Genomic DNA, 24,495 nt, shown 5'->3' with positions numbered 1-24,495 from the left:
AATCAGTTGGTATATCTAGTATCAATATGCTTGCCAACTTTTATAAACCTAGAATAACTCAATATATTCAAACAGTTAAACTAAATTTATAAATTTCTTTAGTTCTCATAGATAATGAAATACACTAGATCTTAGTAAAAATGACTAAGAGTTAGGGAATATGAGCCAATTTCGCCAGCAGGATAATTTACTCGGCCAATCTGACAGTTTTTTAAGTGTACTTGATCAAGTTTCGCAACTAGCCAGTTTAGAAAAGCCAGTTCTTATTATTGGTGAGCGCGGTACGGGTAAAGAACTTATTGCTGCGCGTTTGCACTTTTTATCTAAGCGTTGGGATCAAAACTATATAAAGCTCAACTGTGCAGCGCTTAACGAAAACCTGCTCGAAAGCGAATTATTTGGTCATGAAAGTGGTGCATTCACCGGTGCTAGCAAACGCCACGAAGGCCGCTTTGAACGTGCTAATGGCGGTACGCTATTCCTTGATGAATTAGCCAATACCTCGGCGATGGTACAAGAAAAACTACTACGCGTTATTGAATACGGCGAATTTGAACGCGTTGGTGGTAAGCAAACCGTTAAAGTCGATACCCGTTTAGTCTGTGCGACCAATGAAGACTTACCAACCCTAGCTGAGCAAGGCGAATTTAGAAGCGACTTACTCGACCGCCTCGCCTTTGATGTTATTACCCTGCCCCCGCTGCGTGAACGCCAAGAAGATATCATGTTATTGGCAGAACAATTTGCAATTAACATGGCTCGCGATCTTGAGTGGGAGCTATTTAGTGGCTTTACGCGTAGCGCCATCGAAACGCTGCAATCTTATGAGTGGCCAGGTAATATTCGTGAATTAAAGAATGTGGTTGAACGTAGCTTATATCGCCATGGTAACGAACATATTCCCGTTCACCAGATTATTTTAGACCCATTCGCGAGTAAGTTTAGACCTAAACAGCGCGTAAAAGCAGCAGTTAGCAGTGCCCCTGTTGCAAACGTAGAAGCTGCGCCTATCGCCACGACACAAAATCAAGACGTTGTAACACTTAATAAGCCCGACATTCAATTTCCTTGTAATTTAAAGCAGCTGTCTAACGACTTTGAAATTGATGTCATTAAAAAAGCGCTTGAACATAGCCAATTTAACCAAAAGAAAACTGCAGAACACTTAGAATTAACGTATCATCAATTACGTGGCTATTTGAAAAAATACAATTTATTAGATCAGCAGCAATAGTTAGAGGCTAATCAGGTGTTTAAACCGTTACTTGCTTTGTCTTTGGTGTGCTTAGTAGGCTGCCTAGATAACGAAGAAAAAACCACAGAACAAAAAAACCAGGGCTTAGTCTATTGCGCTGAAGCAAACCCTGTGTCGTTTAATCCGCAAGTGACGACGACAGGTTCGACTATCGATATTATCGCCAACCAGTTATATGATCGCCTATTAAGTATTGATCCGGTGTCTGCCGAGTTTAAAGCAGAGCTGGCAACTGATTGGAAAATTAGCCCAGACGGCAAAGCAATTACCTTTACCCTGCGTAAAGGGGTTAAGTTTCACACCACAAAATACTTTACCCCAAGCCGTGATTTTAACGCTGATGATGTAATTTTTACTTTCAGCCGCTTATTCGACGTTTATAACCCTTATCACTTTGTTGGTGATGCCAGTTACCCTTATTTTCAAAGTGTGGGTATTGATCAGCTTATTCGTCGCATTGTGCGTGTTTCTGATTACCAAGTACGGTTTGAGCTTTATAATGCTGAAAGCAGCTTTTTAGCAAACCTTGCAACCGACTTTGCCGTGGTGTTATCGGAAGAATACGCCATGCAGCTTAAAGCGCGAAACCAAGAAAACTTATTTGACCAATACCCTGTGGGTACTGGCCCTTATGTATATAAAGAATATCGTCGCGACCGTTTAATTCGCTATTACCGTAACCCTGACTACTGGAAACACCCTGTTGTACTTGAGCAATTGGTATATGACATTACGCCAAACGGCACCACACGCGTTGCGAAAATGCTCACCAAAGAGTGTGATGTGACTGCGCACCCAAGCAGCGCGCAGCTAAGTATTTTATCGCAACGTGAAGATATTAAAGTTCAAAAAGAGCAAAACTTAAATATTGGTTATTGGGCCTTTAACACTGAACGCCCGCCTTTTGATGATGTACGTGTACGCCAAGCACTCGCAAGCGCCATCGATGTCGATAAAATCATGCAAGCGGTATATTACGGTAACGGCATTAAAGCGCAGTCATTACTGCCTCCGGCTTCTTGGGCATTTGAAGCGCAAAAAGCCATGCCAGAATTTAACCCTGCACTTGCCAAAACATTACTCGCAGAAGCTGGCTACAAAAATGGCTTTGATATGAATATTTGGGCTATGCCAGTAAGCCGTATTTATAACCCCAATGCCCGTAAAATGGCTGAGCTGATGCAAAGTGATTTACGCAAGATTGGTGTGAACGTTAATATCGTCGAGTACGAGTGGAATACCTTTTTACAACGAATTGGTGAACATAGACACGATAGCGTGTTACTTGGTTGGGCTGCAGATACACCAGACCCAGATAACTTTATGAGCCCATTATTAAGCTGTACTGCGACTTTCAGTGGTAAAAACCCAGCAAATTGGTGTCACCCTGAGTTTGATTTATTACTTACTCAAGCCTTAGACACAACAGATCTTGAAAAGCGTAAACAATACTACAATCAAGCACAGCGGATCATAGTGCAAGAGCTGCCTATTTTACCGATAGCCCATGGTATGCGCTTTCAAGCAGCAAGTAGTGATGTTAAAGGCATCAGCTTAAGCCCTTTTGGTGGCATTTCACTAGCTAACGCGAGGAAAGAATAATGATCCTTGATTATATTCTACGCCGCTTAGCACTGTTGATGTTTATGATGCTGACACTGAGTATCTTTACCTTTTCATTGAGCTTTTTGTTTCCGGGTGATGCACTAACTAACTTAAGCGGTATTACCAATAGTACTTTCTCACAAACAAGTGCCTTAGAAGAAAAATTCCATTTTACTGAAAACTACGTAGTGCAATACTTTGCCTTTTTAGAGCGTATTATTCAGGGTGATTGGGGAATTTCATTTGCATCCGGCGAAAGCGTATTTCAGCATATTCAAGACTTATTTCCTGCAACGCTAGAGCTTAGCCTGTACGCATTATTTGTCTCTGTTGCTGTGGGCGTACCGGGTGGTATTTTAGCTTCTGCTTACTACAAACGTTGGCCAGATAAATTTATAAACTCAGGCACGCTTATTGGCTACTCGATGCCTGTTTTTTGGTTAGCGCTATTGTTGATCATGGTGTTTTCACTGCAACTCGGTTGGTTTCCGATGTCGGGCCGTATGGGTCTACTTTACGAAATTGAACCTATTACCGGCTTTATTTTAATCGATATCATATTAGGTGACTTTCCGTATGATGGCATGGCATTTTTAGATGCAATACACCATCTAACCTTGCCGACCATTGTACTTGCCATGTATCCGACCACAGTATTGGTTCGCTTTACCCGCGACTCTATGCTGAAAGTACTCGATCAGAGTTACATTAAAACAGCACGCGCTAAAGGCTTAAACCGTGCACAGCTGATCCTTCACCACGCTCTGCGTAATGCGCTGCTACCGGTTATTAAACAAATAGGTTTACAGTTTAGTACCTTGATCACCCTTGCGATGATCACCGAAGTTATATTCTCATGGCCGGGCATTGGTCGTTGGCTTATCGATAGTATTTATCAGCGCGACTACCCTGCAATTCAAGGTGGCTTACTCGCTGTTTCTATGTTCGTTATTTTAGCTACGATTATTGCTGAGCTCACTTATACCTTATTCGACCCATTATCGCGGAACCAAGCTCATGGCAAAGTTTAATTTATTCTCTGAAGAGTCGAATAAATCGCCGTTAGCGCGATTTTGGAAAAAATTTAAAACTAATCACCCTGCTCTTGTGGGGTTATGGTTATTTATTGCTTTAGTGTTACTGGCTGTGTCTGCACCACTCCTTGCACCTTATGGCGTGAACCAACAACACAGCGATGCACTTCTGTTGCCGCCATCGTGGCATGATGCAGGTGACGTACGCTTTTTATTAGGCACCGACGATTTAGGCCGAGATGTGTTATCGCGCTTGATGAATGGTGCAACCTACACCTTTGGTTTGTCGGTTGTCGCCGCTTTGATCACCACAGTAATTGGGGTATTAGTAGGTACTTTTGCTGGTATCAGTCGGGGTATTCGCTCAAGCTTTTTGAATCACTTGCTTGATATTACGTTATCTATTCCATCGCTGTTACTAGCCATCATTATTATTGCGATTCTTGGCCCGGGCTTAATGAATACAGTATGGGCGATTATTTTAGCCTTACTGCCTCAATTTATTCACTCGGTACGTAACTTAATTGTTGAAGAGCTTAACAAAGATTACATCACGGCATTTAAACTGGATGGTGCGTCAAACTGGCATATTCTCGCCCGTGGTATCTTCCCGAATATTTACGAGCATATTGTGGTTATTTTTACCATGGCGCTTTCTACCGCTATTTTGGATATCTCGGCACTTGGCTTTTTAAAATTGGGCGCACAGCCCCCAACCACAGAATGGGGTGCTATTTTGGCTGAAAACCTTGGTTTAATTTACCTTGCCCCTTGGACTGTTGGCTTACCGGGCGTATTATTATTTTTAGCAGTACTGTCTACCAATTTAGTAGGTGACGGTTTACGCCAAGTGCTTAAAGAACGTAAGGCCGACTAATTATGCAATTACTCGATATTCGCAATCTCACGATAGAGTTACGCACCTCAGATACCGTTATTCGTGCGGTTGATAGAGTCAGCATGACCTTAAAAGAAGGTGAAGTGCATGCTTTAGTTGGCGAGTCTGGCTCAGGTAAAAGCTTAATTGCAAAAGCCATTGTTGGGGTTTTAAATAAACGCTGGCATATCACCGCTGATCGCATGCATTGGCGTGGTGTTGATTTAATGCGCTTATCTAACGAGCAACGCCGTAAACTAGTAGGTCAAGACATTGCTATGATCTACCAAGATCCGAGTCGCTGCCTAGATCCAACTGCCAAGATATTTGACCAAATTGCCGAAACCCTGCCTGCGCAAGCAACCAGTGGCTTTTTCTTAAAGCGAAATAAACAGCGTAAAGACAGAGTAAAAGCGTTAATCCACAAGGTCGGTATTAAAGATCATAAAAAGGTACTCGACAGCTACCCTCATGAGCTCTCTGAAGGGATTTGTCAAAAAGTAATGATTGCCATGGCCATTGCGCGTACTCCGAAACTATTGATTGCCGATGAGCCAACTACCGCCCTTGAAAGCACCACGCGTGCACAAGTATTTAGACTGTTAAAAAGCTTGAACCAGCTAAAGAACATGTCGATTTTGATGATTTCTCACGAACTTGAAGAAATTGTTGAATGGTCTCATGGCATGCATGTTCTTTACTGCGGACAAATGGTTGAAGCTGGCCCAACTAATCGTATTTTTAGTCAGCCATATCATCCGTATACTCAAGCACTGTTAAAAAGCTTGCCTGACTACGAGCAAGGGCTTGCCCACAAAGAGCCGTTTTATGCTTTAAAAGGCACCATTCCGACCTTGCAGCATTTGCCAATAGGCTGCCGCTTGGGTCCTCGTTGCCCACAAGCACAAAAAGAATGTGTGGTTACCCCGAAATTGACCAAGCATCATAGTCATAGTTATGCCTGCCATTTCCCATTAATTAAGGCGATGAAATAATGCAACCACTGCTCAAAGTTCAAGCGTTATCAAAGAGTTTTAACCTGCGTGCAGGCTTGTTCTCACGCAAACGATTCTCTGTTTTAAGAGATATTTCGTTTTGCTTAGGACAAGGTGAAACCATTGCAATTATCGGCGAAACCGGCTCAGGTAAAAGTACCTTAGCTAAATTACTCTCAGGAGCCGACAACGCTGATAAAGGGCAAATTTTGCTCGATGGTAATATCATCGAAAATGATGGCTTGCGTGATAACGACTGTCGCCATATTCGTATGATCTTCCAAGACTCTGAAGCGTCGTTGAACCCAGGTTTAACCATTGGCGACATGCTTAATGACTGTTTACAGTACAACACTGACTTAAACAAAGAAGAGCGTGAAGATAAAATTAAACAAACCCTCGCAAAAGTGGGTTTGCTGTTAGATCATCAGCACTATTACCCTCATATGTTTAGTAGTGGACAATTACAACGTATAGCGCTTGCACGGGCTTTAATTTTAGACCCTAAGGTTGTAGTGCTCGATGAGGCATTATCGTCTCTAGACCCGTCTGTGCGTGCACAAACGGTAAACTTATTACTGCGTCTACAAAAAGATACTGGCCTTAGCTATGTGCTTATTACGCATCACCTAAGTTTAGTGCGTCATATTAGCGACCAACTTGTGGTACTTGATCACGGTGAGATTGTTGAATACGGCCAAACCGAAGCGATTTTCCAAAACCCACAATCAAACGTGACGCAGAAGTTGTTGAACTGCTGATAGTGAGCTGTCAGCTATCAGCCGTAAGCTGTCAGTTTGATTCGGCGTTAAAACGCCTCCTACGCGAGCGGTTTGATCACTCAATTAACTTTACTCTTTCCCCTCGAAACTTTACTCTTTCCCCTCGAAACTTTACTCTTTCCCCTTGCAGCTTTACTCTTATCAAAACTTTTTATACATCCCTTGGCTTTGTGGTGCGACAAACTTGTAGCCAAGCTTTTCGTAAAAGCCTGGTTTGTCAGCGACCATAGTGACATAACTACCTTCAAAGGCGGCAGATTCAATGTAGCGGTCAACATGTTCCATAATGACACGCCCTAACCCTTGCCCTTGATATTCAGGTGATACAGCAATATCAACCACTTCAAAATTACAACCGCCATCACCAATAACGCGGCCCATGCCAATCAACTCATCGTTTTTACGAATACAAATAGCATAAAGAGAGTTTGGTAACCCCGCCTTTGCAGCCGCTAATGAACGTGCTGATAAGCCAGCTTTAAGGCGCATGTCACAGTATTCTTCTGCGCTTGGTAGCTGCTCTATTAGACTGTACTCCATAAAAGCTCTTTGTAACTTGCATTAGCTTTAACGGTAACAAAAAAGGCGCCAATAGGCGCCTTTTATTTAACTCTGTTTGCTAATTATTCAGCAGCTTGAGTCGCTTGTGGTACTTGCACTTCAGCTTGTGCTTTTAGTGCTGCAATAAATACCATGTAGTTTTTATTCACTTGAGCCATAGTGATGTTTTGCTTTTGTTGCTCATTAATCTCAACTTCAGTCGCTGGATTAACTGCTTTTAGCGCAACAATTGCAGCATCGCCATTGTTTAGGTCAACAACTTCAACCTCTGGTGCACCTTGTGGGTGAGCCATTTTGAAAGCTTGTTGAACAATCGCTGGTGATACTGTGTAAGCTTGACGAGCAAGTGCAGCTTCTTGGCGTACTGTTAGGCCTTCAGCTTGTGCAACTTCGTTTAGGCTCTTACCAGCTTCGATCTCAGCGTATAGAGTGCGTGCTTTTTCTTTAGCAAGCTCCGATGCTTTTTGTGAAACTAACGTCGCCTTAATTTGCTCAGAAACATCTGCTAGTGCTTTCGTTGTAGCAGCTTTGTGATCGTTTACACGAACAACAACAGCATGCTCATCGCCTACTTCAATTACTTCTGAGTTCATGCGGTCTTCTAACACTTCAGGTGAGAAAATAGCAGTAACAACTTGTGGGTTGTTTAACGGCTCAGGTAATGCATTGCGAGTAACAAGTTCTGTTTTCTGTACTTCAACGCCTGCTGCTTCTGCTGCATCAATTAAAGTATCTGAGATTTCGAACGCAAGCTCACCCATTTGAGTTTGCTTTTCATAGAACGCATTAATTTTCTTAGTACGCTCAAGTTCAGCGCGAAGCTCATCTTTTACGTCAGCATATGGTTTAACTTGCTGTGTTTGAATATCAGTAAGTTTGATGATGTGATAACCAAACTCTGATTCTACAACGTCAGAAATGTCGCCTTTGCTTTCAAGTGCATACGTTGCATCTTCAAACGCAGGGTCCATCATGTCACGTTCAATCCAGTCTAGGTCGCCGCCCATTTCTGCACTCACTACGTCATCAGAAGATGACTCAGCTAGCTCAGCAAAATCAGCACCGCTTTGTAACTGCGCTAGTAGCTCTTCAGCTTTCGCTTTTGCTGCATCATCGTCTTCGCTGTTATCAATTAAGATGTGCGATACTCGACGTTTTTCAGGCTCAACATATTGTGCACTGTTTTGATCATAGTAAGCTTTGATATCTTCTTCTGAAACACTTGAATCAAGCGTTAAGGTAGCTGCATTTAAGTCAATGTAGCTTACAGACACTTGCTCTGGTGCTAAGAATTGCGGTTGATTCAACTCATAGTAATCAGCAATTTCTTGCTCTGTTACTTCGATACCTTCTTGTAATGATTCTTTAGCAACAACTAAGTAATCAATACTGCGCGTTTGCTGTTGTAGAGCAACGCTGTTGTTTAATTCATTTTCTAAGATGAAATCTGTACCAGCAACAGCACCTACTAATTGGCTGCGTGTCATGTCTTCACGTAAATATTCACGGAAAGCATCTGGTTGGAAATTCATTTGACGAATAACTTGTAAGTAGCGGTCGTTGCTAAACTGGCCGCCTACTTGGAAGTAAGGCATTTCTAAAATTGCTTTACGAACACTTTCGTCGCTTACACGAAGACCTAATTCTGCCGCTAGTTGAGTTTGCAATTCTTGTTGTACTAAACGGTCGATTACGCCTTGGCGAATTTGTGCCATGTAATTTGGATCAGCAGCGATTTGTGCGAAGTATTCACCAAATTGTTGTTCTAAACGGTTACGTTCGTTTTGGTATGCACGGCTGAATTCGGTTTGGCTAATTTTAACTCCATTTACTTCTGCAACGGGTTGCTCTGTGGTTTGTCCTAAATAACCACCGATCCCAGCTAAAGCAAAAGATAAAATCACCGCGCCTAAAATAATTTTGGCTGCAGGTCCCTGCGAACCTTCTCTGATTTTCTCAAGCATTTATCTATCTCTATTCTGATCAGGTACAAATTAACCCTGCTCATGTAAAAAAAGCGTATCTTACCAGATACGCTTTTTCACTTGAAGTAACTGGTGATAAGTTACCTAAATTCAATTTAAGTGTGATTAGGTATCTCTCACCAACTAATCTTTAATGATTAGTTTACTGCGTCTTTCAGCGCTTTACCTGCTTTGAAAGAAGGAATGTTTGCTGCAGCAATCTGGATAGTCTCACCAGTTTGCGGGTTACGACCTGAACGCGCTGCACGCTCACGTACAGAGAAAGTACCAAAGCCAACTAGCGCTACTGAATCGCCATCTTTAAGAGCGCCTGAAACAGCCTCGATGAATGAATCTAGTGCACGACCTGCAGCCGCTTTAGAAATGTCAGCGTCAGCTGCGATTTGATCGATTAATTGAGATTTATTCACAATATCATCCTCTTTCATTGTTATTATCAAGAGCGATTGTTTTTATAAAAAATAACATCACTGTTTTGAAAATTTATGAGCAAATTAAGTTTATGCTCAGTTTATTATATTTTTCTCAACCCTAGGCCACATAAGGCCTAGGCTTGAAAACTAGTGCTTAACTTATCATACCCTTTGTATTTGAAAAGCCCCTAAATGCACTTTTTTGCGGTTTTTTACTGGTTTTTTTCAGTTTCGACAGAAAAACTCTCTACTGGGTGCTTCAAAGCCAGTTTTAAAACGTCATCAATCCATGTAACTGGGTGAATTTCAAGGCCCTCTAATACGTTGTCTGGGATCTCTTTTAAGTCACGTTCGTTAATTTTTGGAATAATAACGGTTTTAATTCCACCACGATGCGCTGCCAGTAGCTTCTCTTTTAAGCCACCAATTGGTAATACTTCACCACGTAATGTGATTTCACCTGTCATTGCTACATCTGAGCGCACAGGGTTACCCGTTAAGCTCGATACCAAACCAGTTACCATGGCAATACCAGCACTTGGGCCATCTTTTGGTGTTGCACCTTCTGGCACGTGAACATGAATGTCACGTTTCTCATAGAAGTCGCTATTAATGCGAAGTTTTTCAGCACGATTACGAACAACCGTCATCGCAGCCTGAATTGACTCTTGCATTACATCACCAAGCGAACCTGTGTAAGTTAGCTTGCCTTTACCTGGTACAGCTGCAGATTCAATAGTCAGTAAATCACCACCTACTTCAGTCCACGCAAGACCCGTTACTTGGCCAATACGGTCACCGTCTTCAGCTTTACCATAATCAAAACGTTGTACGCCTAAGAACTCTTCAAGGTTGTTATCGTCGATAAGTACCTTTTTAGTGTCTTTATCAAGCAGGATGTTTTTAACTGCTTTACGGCATAGTTTTGACACTTCACGTTCTAAGTTACGAACGCCCGCTTCACGTGTGTAGTAGCGGATAATGCCAATAATTGCACTGTCAGCAATTTCAACTTCATGCTCTTTTAAGCCATTGCGCTTAACTTGTTTTGGAATCAAGTGTTGCTTAGCAATGTTTAGCTTCTCGTCTTCGGTGTAACCCGATAAACGAATCACTTCCATACGGTCTAATAACGGACCTGGAATATTAAAGCTATTTGATGTTGCCACGAACATTACGTCAGATAGGTCGTAATCAACTTCTAAGTAGTGATCGGCAAAATGGCTGTTTTGCTCAGGATCAAGTACTTCAAGTAATGCTGATGCAGGGTCGCCACGCATATCTGATGACATCTTATCGATTTCATCAAGTAAGAATAGTGGGTTCTTTACACCAACTTTAGTCATATTCTGGATTAACTTACCAGGCATAGAACCAATGTAAGTACGGCGGTGACCGCGGATTTCCGCTTCGTCACGAACGCCACCTAATGCCATACGCACATATTTACGACCTGTAGAGCGTGCGATTGACTGACCAAGTGAAGTCTTACCTACACCAGGAGGACCAACTAAGCATAAAATTGGGCCTTTAAGCTTATTAGTGCGCTGCTGCACCGCTAGATACTCAATAATACGCTCTTTAACTTTATCTAAGCCGTAATGGTCACTATCTAAAATCTTCTGTGCGCCAGCTAAGTCTTTTTTCACCTTAGAGCGTTTTTTCCAAGGTACATTGATTAAGGTATCAATGTACGAGCGCACGACGGTTGCTTCCGCCGACATCGGCGACATCATTTTTAATTTAGATAACTCAGCGTTTGCTTTCTCTTGCGCTTCTTTAGGCATACCAGACTCTTCGATGCGTTTTTTAATTGCTTCGAATTCATCGGGTACATCATCAAGTTCGCCAAGCTCTTTTTGAATCGCTTTCATTTGCTCGTTGAGGTAATACTCACGCTGCGACTTTTCCATCTGCTTTTTCACGCGGGTACGGATTTTTTTCTCAACTTGCAGTAAGTCAATCTCGCCTTCCATCAGTGCCATTAAGTATTCAAGACGCTCGGTCACATCGGCAATCTCAAGTACTTTTTGCTTTTCAGGTACCTTAAGCGGCATGTGTGCTGCCATGGTATCAGCAAGGCGTGCAGCTTCATCGATGCCAGACACAGAAGTAAGTACTTCAGGTGGGATCTTCTTATTAAGCTTTACATAGCCTTCAAATTGGCTAATTGCGCTGCGAATAAAGATATCTTGTTCTTGCTCGTCGATATGGCCTGATTCGATGAACTGTGCTTCAGCCACAAAGAAATCATCGTTATCTAAAAACGTTTCAACGCTCGCACGTTGTGTGCCTTCAACAAGCACTTTAACGGTGCCATCAGGTAACTTTAATAACTGAAGTACTGTGGCAATGGTGCCAACACGGTAGATATCATCTTGCTGCGGATCATCAACAGAGGCGTCTTTTTGCGCCACTAGGAAAATTTGTTTGTCCTTGTCCATCGCCGCTTCTAGGCATTTTATTGATTTTTCACGACCAACAAATAGCGGGATCACCATGTGTGGGTAAACCACTACATCGCGCAGTGCCAACACGGGGATTTCGACTCGATCTGTTCTCTCAAGCGTCATTATATTCTCTTCGCACTTCATTTATTTTAAAGATTACTCAAGTATATGGGGATATGTAAGGGAAAGTTCAACATATTTATAAAAAAAGGAGCCTTTGGCTCCTTTTTCGTGTTCAACTGCTTAACTTTTAAACTATTACAGCTTTATTCTGATGCAGCTTTGTCTTGGTTACCGCTTTGGTAAATCAAAATTGGGTCTGATTCACCTTTAATAACGGTTTCATCAATAACCACTTTGCTAACATCATCCATTGAAGGTAATTCATACATAGTATCAAGTAATACGCCTTCAACAATTGAACGTAAGCCACGAGCACCTGTTTTACGCTCCATTGCTTTATGAGCAATTGCGCTAAGTGCATCTTCACGGAACTCAAGCTCAACATCTTCCATCGCAAACAATGCAGAGAACTGTTTAGTTAATGCATTTTTTGGTTCGCTCAGAATTTGAATAAGCGCCGCTTCATCTAGCTCTGTTAGTGTCGCAACAACCGGAAGTCGACCAATGAACTCAGGAATTAAACCGTATTTCACTAAATCTTCTGGTTCAACATCTTTAAATGTTTCACTTAAGCTACGGCTACCTGATGATTGCTTAACTTCAGCACCAAAACCAATACCGGTATTTTTATGGCTGCGTTGTTCAATCACTTTATCTAGGCCAGCAAACGCACCGCCACAGATAAATAGGATCTTAGAAGTATCAACTTGTAAGAACTCTTGCTGTGGATGTTTACGGCCGCCTTGTGGTGGCACAGATGCAACCGTACCTTCAATTAGCTTAAGTAAGGCTTGTTGTACACCTTCGCCCGATACGTCACGGGTGATCGATGGATTGTCAGACTTACGAGAAATCTTATCGATTTCATCAATGTAAACAATACCACGTTGTGCTTTTTCTACGTCGTAATCACATTTTTGCAGTAGCTTTTGAATGATGTTTTCAACGTCTTCACCTACATAACCTGCTTCAGTTAGTGTCGTTGCATCGGCCATCGTGAATGGTACATCAAGTAAACGAGCCATTGTTTCAGCAAGTAATGTTTTACCACTACCTGTAGGACCGATTAATAGAATATTACTCTTACCAAGCTCAATATCTGCATTGATTGTTTGATTGCGTAAACGTTTGTAGTGATTGTATACCGCAACCGACAGCACTTTTTTCGCGTGGTCTTGGCCAATCACGTAATCATCTAAGTGATCACGAATTTCTTTCGGCACAGGCAGTTTATCAGACGCATTATGCTTCGGCGCAATGTCTTTGATTTCTTCCCTGATAATATCGTTACACAGCTCTACACATTCATCACAAATATATACTGAAGGGCCAGCAATTAGTTTGCGAACTTCGTGCTGGCTTTTGCCGCAGAAAGAGCAGTATAACAATTTATTACTTTTGTCGCCGTCTGTAGGAGTGTCAGACATTCAGCTACCTCATTTATTACGTTGGCAGTAGCACTGGGCTACTGCTAATTCACTATGTTTAACTATATCAAAGAATATCAGTTTTCGCATAGTAAAGGGTGATAGCTAACAATACGTTATTATTAGCTATTCAGATTACTTCGAATCGCGGCTTGAAAATACTGAGTCAACTAGGCCGTATTCAACTGCTTCGCTAGCAGTCATAAAGTTATCACGGTCTGTATCACGAGAAACCACATCGAGTGGCTGGCCAGTATGTTCAGCCATTAAACGGTTTAACTTATCTTTAATTGATAAAATTTCACGGGCATGGATCTCAAAGTCAGATGCCTGACCTTGGAAGCCACCTAATGGTTGGTGGATCATTACACGTGAGTTAGGTAAACAAAAACGCTTACCTTTAGCGCCACCTGATAGCAAGAATGCACCCATGCTTGCCGCTTGGCCAACACAAATAGTGCTTACATCAGGCTTGATAAAATTCATTGTATCGTAAATTGCCATACCCGCAGTCACAGAACCGCCTGGCGAATTAATGTAAAGATAAATATCTTTTTCTGGGTTTTCTGATTCTAAAAACAGCATTTGCGCAAGAATCAAATTAGCCATGTTATCTTCTACTTGGCCAGTTAAGAAAATAATGCGCTCTTTTAAAAGACGTGAGTAAATATCATATGAGCGCTCACCTTTAGCTGTTTGTTCAACAACCATAGGGACTAGTGCGTTTAGAGGGTCTATCATACCGCTATTCATTCTTATTTAATTCCTTATCCGCTGCGACTCATCCTTACTATAAGGAAAGCACATTTATACTAATGTAAATTAAGCTGTCTATTCAATCTTTATAACTATATAGGAACTTATCAGAACAAATTCAATCCTCGCCGAAAAAAGTTCTGAAATAACATCAGTATTGTTGGTTTTTTTGAAACTGATACCACAAACTAAAATGGCCCGAGTACGCTGTATAAATACAGGGTAACACGAGCCATTTAATCGCTAGCGAGAGCTTAAGTCAATGACTTATTAAGCACCTTGCTGTGGATTCATGATGTCGTCGAATGCTTTTTCAACGTCAGTCACGTTTGCTTTAGCTAGGATAGCTTCAACTGCTTGCTCTTCCATCGCTACGTTGCGCATTTGCTGCATAAGCTGATCGTTTGCTTTGTAGTACTCTACTACTTCAGTTGGATCTTCGTATGCAGAAGCTACAGTTGCGATTAACTCTTCAACTTTAGCGTCGTCAACTTTAAGCTCGTTCGCTTTAATTACTTCACCTAGTAATAGGCCAGTCTTAACGCGAGTTACAGCTTGCTCGTGGAATAATTCAGCTGGAAGCTCAGGCATGTTTTTAGCGTCGCCACCGAAACGTTGTGCAGCTTGCTGACGTAGTGCATCAATTTCTTGATCTACTAGCGCTTTTGGCACTTCGATTTCGTTGTTAGCTAAAAGACCTTTGATAGCTTGATCTTTAACGTTAGCTTTAACTGCTTGGTCAAGCTCACGTGTCATGTTCTTTTTAACTTCTTCTTTAAGAGCGTCAACACCGCCTTCAGCTACACCGAATTTAGTTGCGAACTCGTCGTTAAGCTCTGGAAGCTCTTGAGTTTCAACTTTCTTAACAGTGATTGCGAAAGTAGCTGCTTTACCTTTAAGGTTTTCAGCGTGGTACTCTTCAGGGAAAGTTACTTCAGCAACAACTTCTTCGCCCGCTTTTTTGCCAACGATGTTGTCTTCGAAACCTGGGATCATACGACCTTGACCAAGTTCTAGTGGGAAGTCTTCAGCTTTACCGCCTTCGAACTCTTCGCCTTCGATAGAACCAACGAAGTCGATAGTTACACGGTCGTTCTCGCCTGCAGCTGCGTCAACTTCAGCCCAAGAAGCGTGTTGCTTACGTAGAGTTTCTAGCATGTTAGCTAGGTCTTCGTCAGTTACAGATACAGCTGGCTTTTCAACAGCGATTTTATCTAAACCTTGGATTTCAACTTCTGGGTAAACTTCGAAAGTTGCATCGAACTCTAAATCTTTACCAGCTTCTAACGCTTTAGGAGCGAAAGTAGGTGAACCAGCTGGGTTAATTTTTTCAGAAACGATTGCTTCGATGTAGTTGCGTTGCATTAATTCGCCTGCAACTTCTTGACGTACTGCAGCACCGTAACGCTTGTTGATGATAGACGCTGGTACTTTACCAGGACGGAAACCATCGATACGCTGGGTTTTAGACAGTTGTTGTAAGCGTTTTTTTACTTCAGTCTCAACGTTCTCTGCAGGAACGGTGATGGTCAGACGGCGCTCAAGGCCTTGAGTCGTCTCAACAGAAACTTGCATGATTTACCTCAATCTTCAATTTTGGCGACTGTTCGCCTTCCTTACAAACAAGGTGATCTCCATGAGTGATAGCAAGTTTTAACGCTGAATATTTCAACTTAAAACGGCGCATTGTAACCATGAGATACCATTGCTGCTTTGCCTCTATGGGCACTATGTTAAACAATAGACGCGGCATTATAACCTAATATTTATTATAGTCGAGTCTGGGGGGCAATTATTTGGCGTATATAGCAGCAATCAGCGTTTAAATGCGTAAAAAACGAACGCAACAAAATAACAAAGTAGAATTAAGCTGAATTAAAGGATGTATTTAGAAATTGAGAAGTGGTCGGCGATGCAGGATTTGAACCTTCGACTGAATTGGATATACCCAAACCAATCGTTCTTTGACCATAAATCTTTAAAAGTGGTCGGCGATGCAGGATTTGAACCTGCGACCCCTTGGACCCAAACCAAGTGCGCTACCAAACTGCGCTAATCGCCGATATCTTAGAGTAAATTGGGGTGACTGATGGGGCTCGAACCCACGACAACCGGAATCACAATCCGGGGCTCTACCAACTGAGCTACAATCACCACGGCATTTACATATTTTCAAATGGCGCACCCGGAAGGATTCGAACCTTCGACCAACGCCTTAGAAGGGCGTTGCTCTATCCAGCTGAGCTACGGGCGCATCGAAAACTTCATAAGTTTGCCTGTAAGCGCCGCTTCTTAAAGAAGAAGTGGTCGGCGATGCAGGATTTGAACCTGCGACCCCTTGGACCCAAACCAAGTGCGCTACCAAACTGCGCTAATCGCCGATGCTTACCGTTGTTTGCGAGTGACCTCGTTAACAACGGGGTGCATAATAGTGATTTGACCGAGTCAGGTCAAACATTTTTTTAAGAAAATAATTCAATCGGTCACTTTTAGTTCATAATGGTTAAATATTGCAAATATAAGCTAAAATTTGAACTCTTTTTTATAAAGTAGCGCTTTATATAAGATTGCATCTTGGCGCTATGATGCTTTTCTGCGAAAATACGCAACATAAATAAATATGATCAAACAAACATGATTTGTGTATCCACGCCCCCTTTATTGGATAATCATATTTAGATGTATCAGTATCAAGTTAACTAACCCCAATTAAAGGTCACCCATGACGGCAAACATCATCGATGGTAAGGCAATAGCTAAACAAGTACGCAGCAATGTAGCAGAGCGAGTTGCAGAGCGTGTAGCGAATGGATTACGCGCTCCAGGACTAGCAGTTGTGTTAGTTGGTCAAGATCCAGCTAGCCAAGTGTATGTTGGTTCTAAACGTAAAGCATGTGAAGAAGTCGGCTTTGTATCTAAGTCTTACGATTTACCTGGCGACACAACTGAGCAAGATTTACTTGCATTAATAGATCAACTAAACGAAGACAAAGAAGTAGACGGTATTCTAGTACAGTTACCTTTACCTCAGGGTCTTGATGCTGAAAAAATTCTTGAACGCATCACACCACATAAAGATGTTGATGGTTTCCACCCTTATAATATTGGTCGTTTAGCTCAGCGTATGCCGGCACTTCGTCCTTGTACGCCGAAGGGTATTATCACCCTACTCGACTCTACCGGTGTTCGCTACAAAGGTATGCACGCAGTTGTTGTTGGTGCGTCAAACATTGTTGGTCGCCCTATGTCACTTGAGCTTTTACTTGCAGGCTGTACAACAACGGTGTGCCATAAGTTTACTCAAGATTTAGAAACGCATGTTCGCCGCGCTGATTTATTAGTTGTTGCGGTTGGTAAACCTGAGTTCATTCCGGGTGATTGGGTTAAAGAAGGTGCTATCGTAATTGATGTAGGCATTAACCGCCTTGAATCTGGCAAGCTTGTTGGTGATGTTGAATACGATATCGCTGAACAAAAAGCACATTTCATTACACCAGTACCAGGTGGTGTTGGCCCAATGACTGTGGCAAGCTTAATCGAAAACACCCTTGAAGCGTGTGAAAAGTACCACAGCTAAGAAGAGCTAAATTATTGCAAAAGGCTGCCAATTGGCAGCCTTTTTTTGGTTTTAAAATCAATGTAGTTTGAACAGCCTAAGCTTTAGCATCTGGGGGAGCACTGAAAACACAATCATCAAAAACATTAATAGGTATTGCCAGTCTTGATATTGTTCGTTTATCAGTAAAACAGCGCATACGATTCCCGCGATTGGGTTAGCAATAGTGCCGAATGAAAACTCAGCCACAGTCATGCGTCCTAATAACCAAACATACAGAATATAGGCGATAGCGGTATTAGGCACGATTAACCAAAATAGCGCAGAATATTGCAGTGCTGAGATAGGCTTAAATATCACTTGGTATTGCTCTGGGTGAAGTAAACTGCCATCAATAAACGCAGCCAATAATAAAATAGTGCCGCCAATGATTAACTGCCAGGTAAGCACAACCCACCAATGAATATGCACCGACAAACTCTGTACCAAGGTGCTACCAATCACAATAGTCAGTAAGGCCCCAAATAAAGCAGCCACTCCCAATACATTTAATGCCACGTGTGCTGGGTCGAACAACAACCACGCCAACACCACCAGCGCCATAGCACAGAATGCTTGAATTTTTGCGGGGCGCTGCCCTTTAGTAAGCCAAGCATATAGTAAAGCCACAACCGGCACAGACACCATCCCTACCCCTGCTATAGCTGCAGGAAGGTTTACCGCCATGATAAAAATAAAGGCAAAAAACAGCGCGATATTCACAGCACCTAGCGTTAACAAACTTGGCCACTGCGAACGGGTTGGCAAACTAGGTTTAAGCAATAAAAGTAATAACCCTGCAGGTAATGCACGCAATGCGCCTAATAAAAGTGGCGGCCAATCAGGTGTGGCATATTTGGTCACTGCATAGGTGGTGCCCCATAAAAAGGCGGGGATCATGGCAAGTAAAATATTCAATGTCTGTCCTTGTTAATACGAAGAGATGGCAAGGTAAAAGCTCAAGTACAGTTGAGGTCAATAGCTATATTGATTAATAACAAAAAAGGTTGCCTCGTTGGCAACCTTTTTTAATGAGTCATGATTCGATGAATAGTTAGGCTTTACGCCATGTTGTTTTACCAGCTGAATCTTCAAGTACCACACCTAGCGCATTCAATGCATCGCGCGCTTCATCAGCTGCCGCCCAATCTTTACTTGCGCGGGCTTCGTTACGTTTTGCTATTAACGCTTCGATATGTGCTACTTCGTCGTCAGCTTGGCCACCTTGTAAAAAGGTTTCTGGGTCTTGTTGTGCAACGCCTAGTACCTCTGCAACACTGCGTAGTACATAAGCTAGCTTACCTGCTTGCTCTGTATCGCTATCTTTAACACGGTTTAGCTCTTTTGCTAATTCAAATAATACTGGTAGTGCTTCAGGGGTGTTAAAGTCATCATCCATCGCTTTTCTGAATTTAGCCACATATTCATTGCTAGCTAAATCGCACTCGATTGGCGTTACGCCACGCAATGCAGTGTAAATACGTTCAAGTGACGAACGTGCTTGCTCAAGGTTTTCTTGCGAATAGTTAAGCTGGCTACGGTAATGACCTGAAATTAAGAAGTAACGAACTGATTCAGCATCGTACTCTTTTAATACGTCACGTACGGTAAAGAAGTTGTTTAAAGACTTAGACATCTTCTCTTTATTAACCTGAACCATACCTGTGTGGATCCACGTATTAACGTACTTGCCGTTATTTGCACAGCATGACTGAGCAATTTCGTTTTCATGGTGCGGGAACTGTAAATCTGAACCACCACCGTGAATATCAAAGTGCTCACCTAAGTGCTTAGAGCTCATTGCCGAACATTCAATATGCCAACCAGGGCGACCCTCACCCCATGGTGAAGACCATGACGGCTCTTCTGGCTTGGCTTTTTTCCAAAGCACGAAATCAAGTGGATCTTGCTTATCTTGTGCAACTTCAACACGTGAACCAGCCTGTAGCATGGTTAGGTCTTGTTGCGATAAAGCACCGTATTGCTCAAAGGTTGATACATCAAATAATACATCACCATCTGCAGCAACATACGCATGGCCTTTGGCAATTAAACGCTCAACCATAGCGATGATTTCATCCATGTGGTTTGTTACTGTTGGCTCAACATCCGGACGCAGCATATTTAAGCTGTCGAAATCTTCATGCATGGCTTTGGTCATACGAGTCGTTAGATCATTAATTGACTCACCATTTTCGTTAGCACGTTTAATGATTTTGTCGTCAACATCTGTGATGTTACGAACGTATTTTAAATCGTAACCGATGTGGCGTAGGTAACGCACAATCACGTCAAAACCAACGAAAGTACGAGCATGACCGATGTGACAGTAATCATAAATGGTGATACCACACACGTACATGTCGATTTTGCCATCAACAAGGGGTTTAAACTGCTCTTTTTGTCGCGTAAGTGTGTTGTAAATTTGTACCATTTATAAAATGTCCTTAACGGTGTTTCGAGATTCTCTATGGTAACACTTGCAAAGCCGCTGCTCTAGCGCTTTATCAATTGAATAAGCACTTTGTTAAACGTTTTAAACAAGCTCTTTGTTAATCAAAGGCAACTACTATAAAATAGCCCCATTATTAAACCTGAATATAGGAAACCTCATGGTTGTACTACACACAAACTTTGGTGACATCACTATCAAGATGCACGAAAGCGATGCACCAAACACTGTTAAAAACTTCTTAGAGTATGCAAACGCTGGCTTTTACAACGGCACTATTTTTCACCGTGTAATTGATGGTTTTATGGTACAAGGCGGTGGTTTTGAGCCGGGTATGGTTCAAAAAGAAGTAAACAACCCAATCGAAAACGAAGCAAACAACGGCCTTGCAAATAAAGTGGGCACATTAGCAATGGCACGTACGCCGGATCCACATTCAGCGACTGCGCAGTTCTTCATTAACGTTAACGACAATGACTTCTTAAACTTCAGCAGTGAAACATCACAAGGCTGGGGCTACTGCGTGTTCGCAGAAGTTGTTGAAGGTATGGACGTGGTAAACAAAATCAAAGGTGTTGCTACTGGCAGCGCTGGCTTCCACCAAGACGTACCTCTTGAAGATGTCATCATCGAAAAAGTAACGGTTAGCTAATTTAATCGTTTAGTCTTTTTAAGCGGGCCTTTGCCCGCTTTTTTGCGAGTAACCATGAAACAAAGTTATTTTATTGCCGACCTCCATTTAACAGAAAACCGCCCAGACATCACTGCGGCATTTTTTGATTTTCTTGATAGCAAGATTATTAATGATGACGTTGATGCACTGTATATTTTGGGTGACTTTTTTGAAGTATGGGTAGGTGATGACTATCAAACTGACCTTTCAAAGACTGTTGCCGCACGTTTAAGCCAAGTCAGTGAAAGTGGTACTGAGGTGTTTTTTATTCATGGTAATCGCGATTTCATTATGCGAGAAGACTATGCAAAAAGCGCAAGTATGACTTTACTACCTGAACAAGTTGTTATTGATTTATACGGTACTCCAACAGTTATCTTGCACGGTGATGAAATGTGCACTCAAGATATTGAATATCAAAAGTTTCGTAAAAAAAGCCGTGGTTGGTGGTGGCCAAAACTAATGCTTGCTATGCCGCTTTGGTATCGTAAGAAAATTGCCCGCAACGCCCGCGAAAAATCAAAACAAAGCCAAGCTGGCAAAGCATTAGAGATTTTAGATGTGACCGAAGATGCAGTTTTAGCCATGTTTGAAAAGCATCAGGTTACTAATATGATCCACGGTCATACTCACCGCCCTAATGTGCATCACTATAAGCAAAATGGAAAAACACTAACCCGCACTGTACTGGGTGACTGGTATGAGCAAGGTTCATACTTAAGAGCTACTCCAGAGCAGCAAAAACTAGTCCACACTCCCTTTAAATAACCAATTTTTTAACTATGCTTTAACCAGTATTGTCAAAAAATGCATTATCTATGATGAGTCGGTTAAGCCTTTTATGTTGTTGTTTACTAATTAGCTTTTCAATCAATTGCCAAACTTGGCAATTGGTCACAGAGCCGTTTCCTCCTTATTTCATTGATAAGCCAAACAAGCCAGGCTGGCTGCACGAAGTCATCATCGCAGCACTGAAAACACAAAAACATCAAGCCACCATTGAATACACCCACTGGGGACGTGCTCTAAAGCTTGCCAAACGCCATAAACGTGTCGCAGTGCTAGGTGCTTTTTATACAAAGCAAAGAGCGAGAGATTTTACATATTCACCTTCATTAGCTACCGCACATACCGTGTTATTCAAGCGTGTTGATAGCAAAATAACTTACACTGGCTCTTTGTATTCATTAAAGCCATATACAATTAGCAAAGGTGAAGACTATGTGGTTAGTGAGCAATTTGAGCACCACCCAAACCTTAGCATGACGACCACAGGTAGCTTGATTGAGAGCTTATTGCTATTAAAGCATGGTCGTGTTGATTTAGTTGCAGGCACAAAAGAGGTTGCCTTGTATTGGCTCGATAATAGCGAGCGCTTACAGCAAGCAAAGCAAACAGAATTAGAAATAGTTACCCCCTATCTTGCTACTCAACACTTACATGTGATTACTGATAAAAATCACCCTCAGACTGAGCTTTTTCAGCAAAGTTTATCTTTAGGTCTTAAAGCAATTACGGCGTCAGGCAAGCTTTTAGAGATACTGAAGCGCTATGAACTGAATGAAAAAGAAGTTAGCCACATCAAGCAACTATATGAAAAAACCTATGCTAACTAATTTTGTTCTTTTTCAAGCGTGGCAAGGTTATCTTAAACTGGGTTGCTATTCCTTCAGGTAGGTTTTTGCTTGCAACTAGCTGGATTTTTCCGTTAAGAACACTCGTAACCCATTCATGCACAAGGTACAAACCTAACCCTGTATGACCATGGTTTCTAGATGTAGTTACAAAGGGGTCAAATAAGTTACTACGCAAAGAGTCATCAATCCCACAACCATTATCAGAAACGCTAATACAAAGGTCACCTTGTTGATTTAAATGTACATGCAATTGAATTTGTTTGTTATCAAGCTCGTCAAAGGCGTGAGAAATTGCATTAACGATTAAACTCTCGATAACCTGAGAGATAATCCCAGGGCGACTAATAATGTCTTTTTTGACATCGATTTTAGTTTCTATGGTTACTTTTGAAGCTTTAAAGCGGGATTTTAAACCAAGTAGTAGATCATCGATGACTTTTTCAATATTAAAGCTAACATACTGATCGTTTGACCGATCATGGGCCATCTCCTTGAAGCTTTTTACATGATCAATGGCCTTTTCTAAGTTTACTTGAGAGAGCCTTAAATTATCAGCAACTTTTTCTACGCTTGATTCTAAAAATTGCTTAGTGAAGCCTTGGTCTATTTTATCTTTGAGTTGTTGATTAATTAATTGCGCATTCGATAGTGAAATAGCAGCACCACCCAGTGGCGTATTCATTTCGTGGGCCACCCCTGCCACCATTAAACCCAGTGATGACAACCTTTGTGCTTCAATGAGTTCACCTTGTAGTTGATGCTGCTGTTTTATGTAACGTTGTAATTTAGTATTGGCTGCTAACAACTCCTGCTGCTCGTGCTCTAAGTGCGCTCTGGCTTTAATAATCTTACGTTGATCTCGATAACTGCGCTGCAAATATAAGCCAGAAATTGATATCAGGCTGACAGCGCAAGCTAAAGCGATAATAAAAGATCGTAAGATAATCTCGTTTTGCACCGAATCATCTGCCTTTACCAGTACAATAATATCGTTTGTACCATTTACGCTATTATTACCTAAGGTCATTTTTAAAAAGCTAGTTGTATGACTATGCGATGCAATAAGATCCTGAGATTTCGGCAATTGAGTGATTACTTGCCATAATTGGCTATCTTCGTTACCGAGTGTCAGCATAGGTTGCTCCAGCATAAACCCCCATTCTTTATCTTTGCGTGGATGTAACAACCAATAACCTTCACCATTAATTAATTGTATTTGTGCTTGTAAGCTGCTGAGTGACTTTATTTGCTGTAAGGTTTTCGACAGGTCAAAATTGACAACCACTAGCCCATCTAACACGTAACTATCGCTTGTGGTTCGGTAAGATGCTCTTAATGTTGGTTCATGTGGTGTAACAACTGCGCCACGCTCTACATTTAAATCTATTGGCGTGATATAAACTTCATCTTCGCTATGATCCATCCCTTCGGTAAAATAATAACGGCTACTTTTATTTTGTAACTGTTGTGTTGGTACTAGCTCCGCTTGCCCTGCTTTAAAGTTAACCCGATACCTTTCTTGGCCTTCACTATCTAGCCAACGTATTTGAGATATATTTTCAGCGGCTAAACCAAAGTTCACAAAATGGGTTTGTATTTGATGCTCAAGTAATGCGCTTTCACCAGTTTGCTTTAATATGTCATCGGCCACCAGCAACTTAACTACTTTACGTACATCACCAAGCTCCCTGCTAAGGGTATTGTGAGCGGCAAGTAAGGTGTTATCTTGCAAAAGCGTGACACTACTTTTTTGTATTTGATATTGAATCACATAAACCATCAAGCTAATTAATAAGCTAACAGCAACCATCACCATAAATTTAAGAAGTAGACTTTTTTTTAGTGACTTATATTGGCTTGTTACTTCTACCATAA

20 protein-coding genes and 4 tRNA genes are annotated in these 24,495 nt (G+C 41.8%); 10 read left to right on the top strand and 14 right to left on the bottom strand.

From position 1 onward, the window contains the following. Positions 1-160: 160 nt before the first annotated feature. The 6 genes from pspF to VRK28_RS13620 are packed head-to-tail and all read left to right on the top strand — an operon-like array spanning position 161 to position 6,527. On the top strand, positions 161-1,234 hold the full coding sequence (gene pspF, locus VRK28_RS13645; RefSeq protein WP_054562065.1) for a phage shock protein operon transcriptional activator: 1,074 nt from the start codon (positions 161-163) through the stop codon (positions 1,232-1,234). Between the two features lie 15 nt (positions 1,235-1,249). Next, positions 1,250-2,857 carry an ABC transporter substrate-binding protein gene (locus VRK28_RS13640; RefSeq protein WP_054562066.1) on the top strand — a complete coding sequence of 536 codons (1,608 nt, stop codon included), beginning with the start codon at positions 1,250-1,252 and terminating at the stop codon, positions 2,855-2,857. Beyond that, positions 2,857-3,891, top strand: a complete 1,035-nt coding sequence (locus tag VRK28_RS13635; RefSeq protein WP_062566867.1) for an ABC transporter permease — start codon at positions 2,857-2,859, stop codon at positions 3,889-3,891. The genes VRK28_RS13640 and VRK28_RS13635 overlap by 1 nt, the downstream gene beginning before the upstream one ends. Further along, positions 3,878-4,771 (top strand): ABC transporter permease subunit, encoded by an 894-nt coding sequence (locus VRK28_RS13630; RefSeq protein ID WP_054562068.1) that lies wholly within the window; start codon positions 3,878-3,880, stop codon positions 4,769-4,771. Before VRK28_RS13635 ends, VRK28_RS13630 begins: the two co-directional genes overlap by 14 nt. A 2-nt stretch (positions 4,772-4,773) precedes the next feature. Further along, the gene (locus VRK28_RS13625) at positions 4,774-5,766 is read left to right on the top strand and encodes a peptide ABC transporter ATP-binding protein (protein WP_054562069.1); all 993 of its coding nucleotides are present in this window, start codon (positions 4,774-4,776) and stop codon (positions 5,764-5,766) included. Beyond that, positions 5,766-6,527 (top strand): ATP-binding cassette domain-containing protein, encoded by a 762-nt coding sequence (locus VRK28_RS13620; protein ID WP_054562070.1) that lies wholly within the window; start codon positions 5,766-5,768, stop codon positions 6,525-6,527. The genes VRK28_RS13625 and VRK28_RS13620 overlap by 1 nt, the downstream gene beginning before the upstream one ends. A gap of 162 nt (positions 6,528-6,689) precedes the next feature. Here the strand turns inward: VRK28_RS13620 and VRK28_RS13615 are convergent, their stop codons facing one another. The 11 genes from VRK28_RS13615 to VRK28_RS13565 form a co-directional block, all read right to left on the bottom strand. Continuing rightward, complete coding sequence (locus VRK28_RS13615) at positions 6,690-7,088, bottom strand: GNAT family N-acetyltransferase (protein WP_054562071.1); 399 nt, start codon at positions 7,086-7,088, stop codon at positions 6,690-6,692. A gap of 83 nt (positions 7,089-7,171) precedes the next feature. Beyond that, positions 7,172-9,073: a peptidylprolyl isomerase gene (gene ppiD / locus VRK28_RS13610; protein WP_062566866.1), complete on the bottom strand. Its 1,902-nt coding sequence runs from the start codon at positions 9,071-9,073 to the stop codon at positions 7,172-7,174. Between the two features lie 158 nt (positions 9,074-9,231). Next, positions 9,232-9,522, bottom strand: coding sequence for an HU family DNA-binding protein (locus VRK28_RS13605; protein ID WP_175580427.1), 291 nt, complete (start codon positions 9,520-9,522; stop codon positions 9,232-9,234). Positions 9,523-9,719: 197 nt separating this feature from the next. Next, positions 9,720-12,080, bottom strand: a complete 2,361-nt coding sequence (gene lon, locus VRK28_RS13600; RefSeq protein WP_062566865.1) for an endopeptidase La — start codon at positions 12,078-12,080, stop codon at positions 9,720-9,722. A gap of 143 nt (positions 12,081-12,223) precedes the next feature. Then, complete coding sequence (gene clpX / locus VRK28_RS13595; protein ID WP_054562074.1) at positions 12,224-13,507, bottom strand: ATP-dependent protease ATP-binding subunit ClpX; 1,284 nt, start codon at positions 13,505-13,507, stop codon at positions 12,224-12,226. Positions 13,508-13,642: 135 nt separating this feature from the next. After that, on the bottom strand, positions 13,643-14,260 hold the full coding sequence (gene clpP / locus VRK28_RS13590) for an ATP-dependent Clp endopeptidase proteolytic subunit ClpP (protein WP_054562075.1): 618 nt from the start codon (positions 14,258-14,260) through the stop codon (positions 13,643-13,645). Positions 14,261-14,533: 273 nt separating this feature from the next. Then, complete coding sequence (gene tig, locus VRK28_RS13585) at positions 14,534-15,838, bottom strand: trigger factor (protein ID WP_054553149.1); 1,305 nt, start codon at positions 15,836-15,838, stop codon at positions 14,534-14,536. Between the two features lie 410 nt (positions 15,839-16,248). Then, positions 16,249-16,325 (bottom strand) — tRNA-Pro (locus VRK28_RS13580). Between the two features lie 16 nt (positions 16,326-16,341). After that, a tRNA-His gene (locus tag VRK28_RS13575) sits at positions 16,342-16,417 on the bottom strand. Between the two features lie 23 nt (positions 16,418-16,440). Further along, a tRNA-Arg gene (locus VRK28_RS13570) sits at positions 16,441-16,517 on the bottom strand. Positions 16,518-16,567: 50 nt separating this feature from the next. Beyond that, positions 16,568-16,644 (bottom strand) — tRNA-Pro (locus tag VRK28_RS13565). Positions 16,645-16,985: 341 nt separating this feature from the next. On the opposite strand from VRK28_RS13565, the gene folD reads away from it, so the two are divergent. Continuing rightward, positions 16,986-17,840, top strand: a complete 855-nt coding sequence (gene folD / locus VRK28_RS13560) for a bifunctional methylenetetrahydrofolate dehydrogenase/methenyltetrahydrofolate cyclohydrolase FolD (protein ID WP_054553151.1) — start codon at positions 16,986-16,988, stop codon at positions 17,838-17,840. Positions 17,841-17,897: 57 nt separating this feature from the next. Here folD and VRK28_RS13555 read toward each other — a convergent pair whose 3' ends face one another. Together VRK28_RS13555 and cysS are read right to left on the bottom strand one after the other, a co-directional pair. After that, complete coding sequence (locus tag VRK28_RS13555; protein WP_062566863.1) at positions 17,898-18,776, bottom strand: DMT family transporter; 879 nt, start codon at positions 18,774-18,776, stop codon at positions 17,898-17,900. A gap of 136 nt (positions 18,777-18,912) precedes the next feature. Further along, the gene (gene cysS, locus VRK28_RS13550) at positions 18,913-20,292 is read right to left on the bottom strand and encodes a cysteine--tRNA ligase (RefSeq protein ID WP_062566862.1); all 1,380 of its coding nucleotides are present in this window, start codon (positions 20,290-20,292) and stop codon (positions 18,913-18,915) included. Positions 20,293-20,470: 178 nt separating this feature from the next. On the opposite strand from cysS, the gene VRK28_RS13545 reads away from it, so the two are divergent. Genes VRK28_RS13545 through VRK28_RS13535 form a run of 3 tightly spaced genes read left to right on the top strand, consistent with a single transcriptional unit; the run spans position 20,471 to position 22,599 of the window. Then, on the top strand, positions 20,471-20,962 hold the full coding sequence (locus VRK28_RS13545; protein WP_054562080.1) for a peptidylprolyl isomerase: 492 nt from the start codon (positions 20,471-20,473) through the stop codon (positions 20,960-20,962). Between the two features lie 54 nt (positions 20,963-21,016). After that, the gene (locus tag VRK28_RS13540) at positions 21,017-21,751 is read left to right on the top strand and encodes a UDP-2,3-diacylglucosamine diphosphatase (protein ID WP_062566861.1); all 735 of its coding nucleotides are present in this window, start codon (positions 21,017-21,019) and stop codon (positions 21,749-21,751) included. 50 nt (positions 21,752-21,801) lie between these two features. Further along, on the top strand, positions 21,802-22,599 hold the full coding sequence (locus VRK28_RS13535) for a transporter substrate-binding domain-containing protein (protein WP_130166699.1): 798 nt from the start codon (positions 21,802-21,804) through the stop codon (positions 22,597-22,599). Here the strand turns inward: VRK28_RS13535 and VRK28_RS13530 are convergent. Then, the gene (locus VRK28_RS13530; protein ID WP_062566859.1) at positions 22,592-24,493 is read right to left on the bottom strand and encodes a sensor histidine kinase; all 1,902 of its coding nucleotides are present in this window, start codon (positions 24,491-24,493) and stop codon (positions 22,592-22,594) included. The two genes, VRK28_RS13535 and VRK28_RS13530, sit on opposite strands and share 8 nt — an antisense overlap. Positions 24,494-24,495 lie beyond the last annotated feature (2 nt).

This window comes from Pseudoalteromonas sp. P80D2 (assembly GCF_036680945.1).
GTDB classification, from domain to species: domain Bacteria; phylum Pseudomonadota; class Gammaproteobacteria; order Enterobacterales; family Alteromonadaceae; genus Pseudoalteromonas; species Pseudoalteromonas shioyasakiensis.
This window is presented reverse-complemented; position numbering and strand designations above follow the sequence as displayed.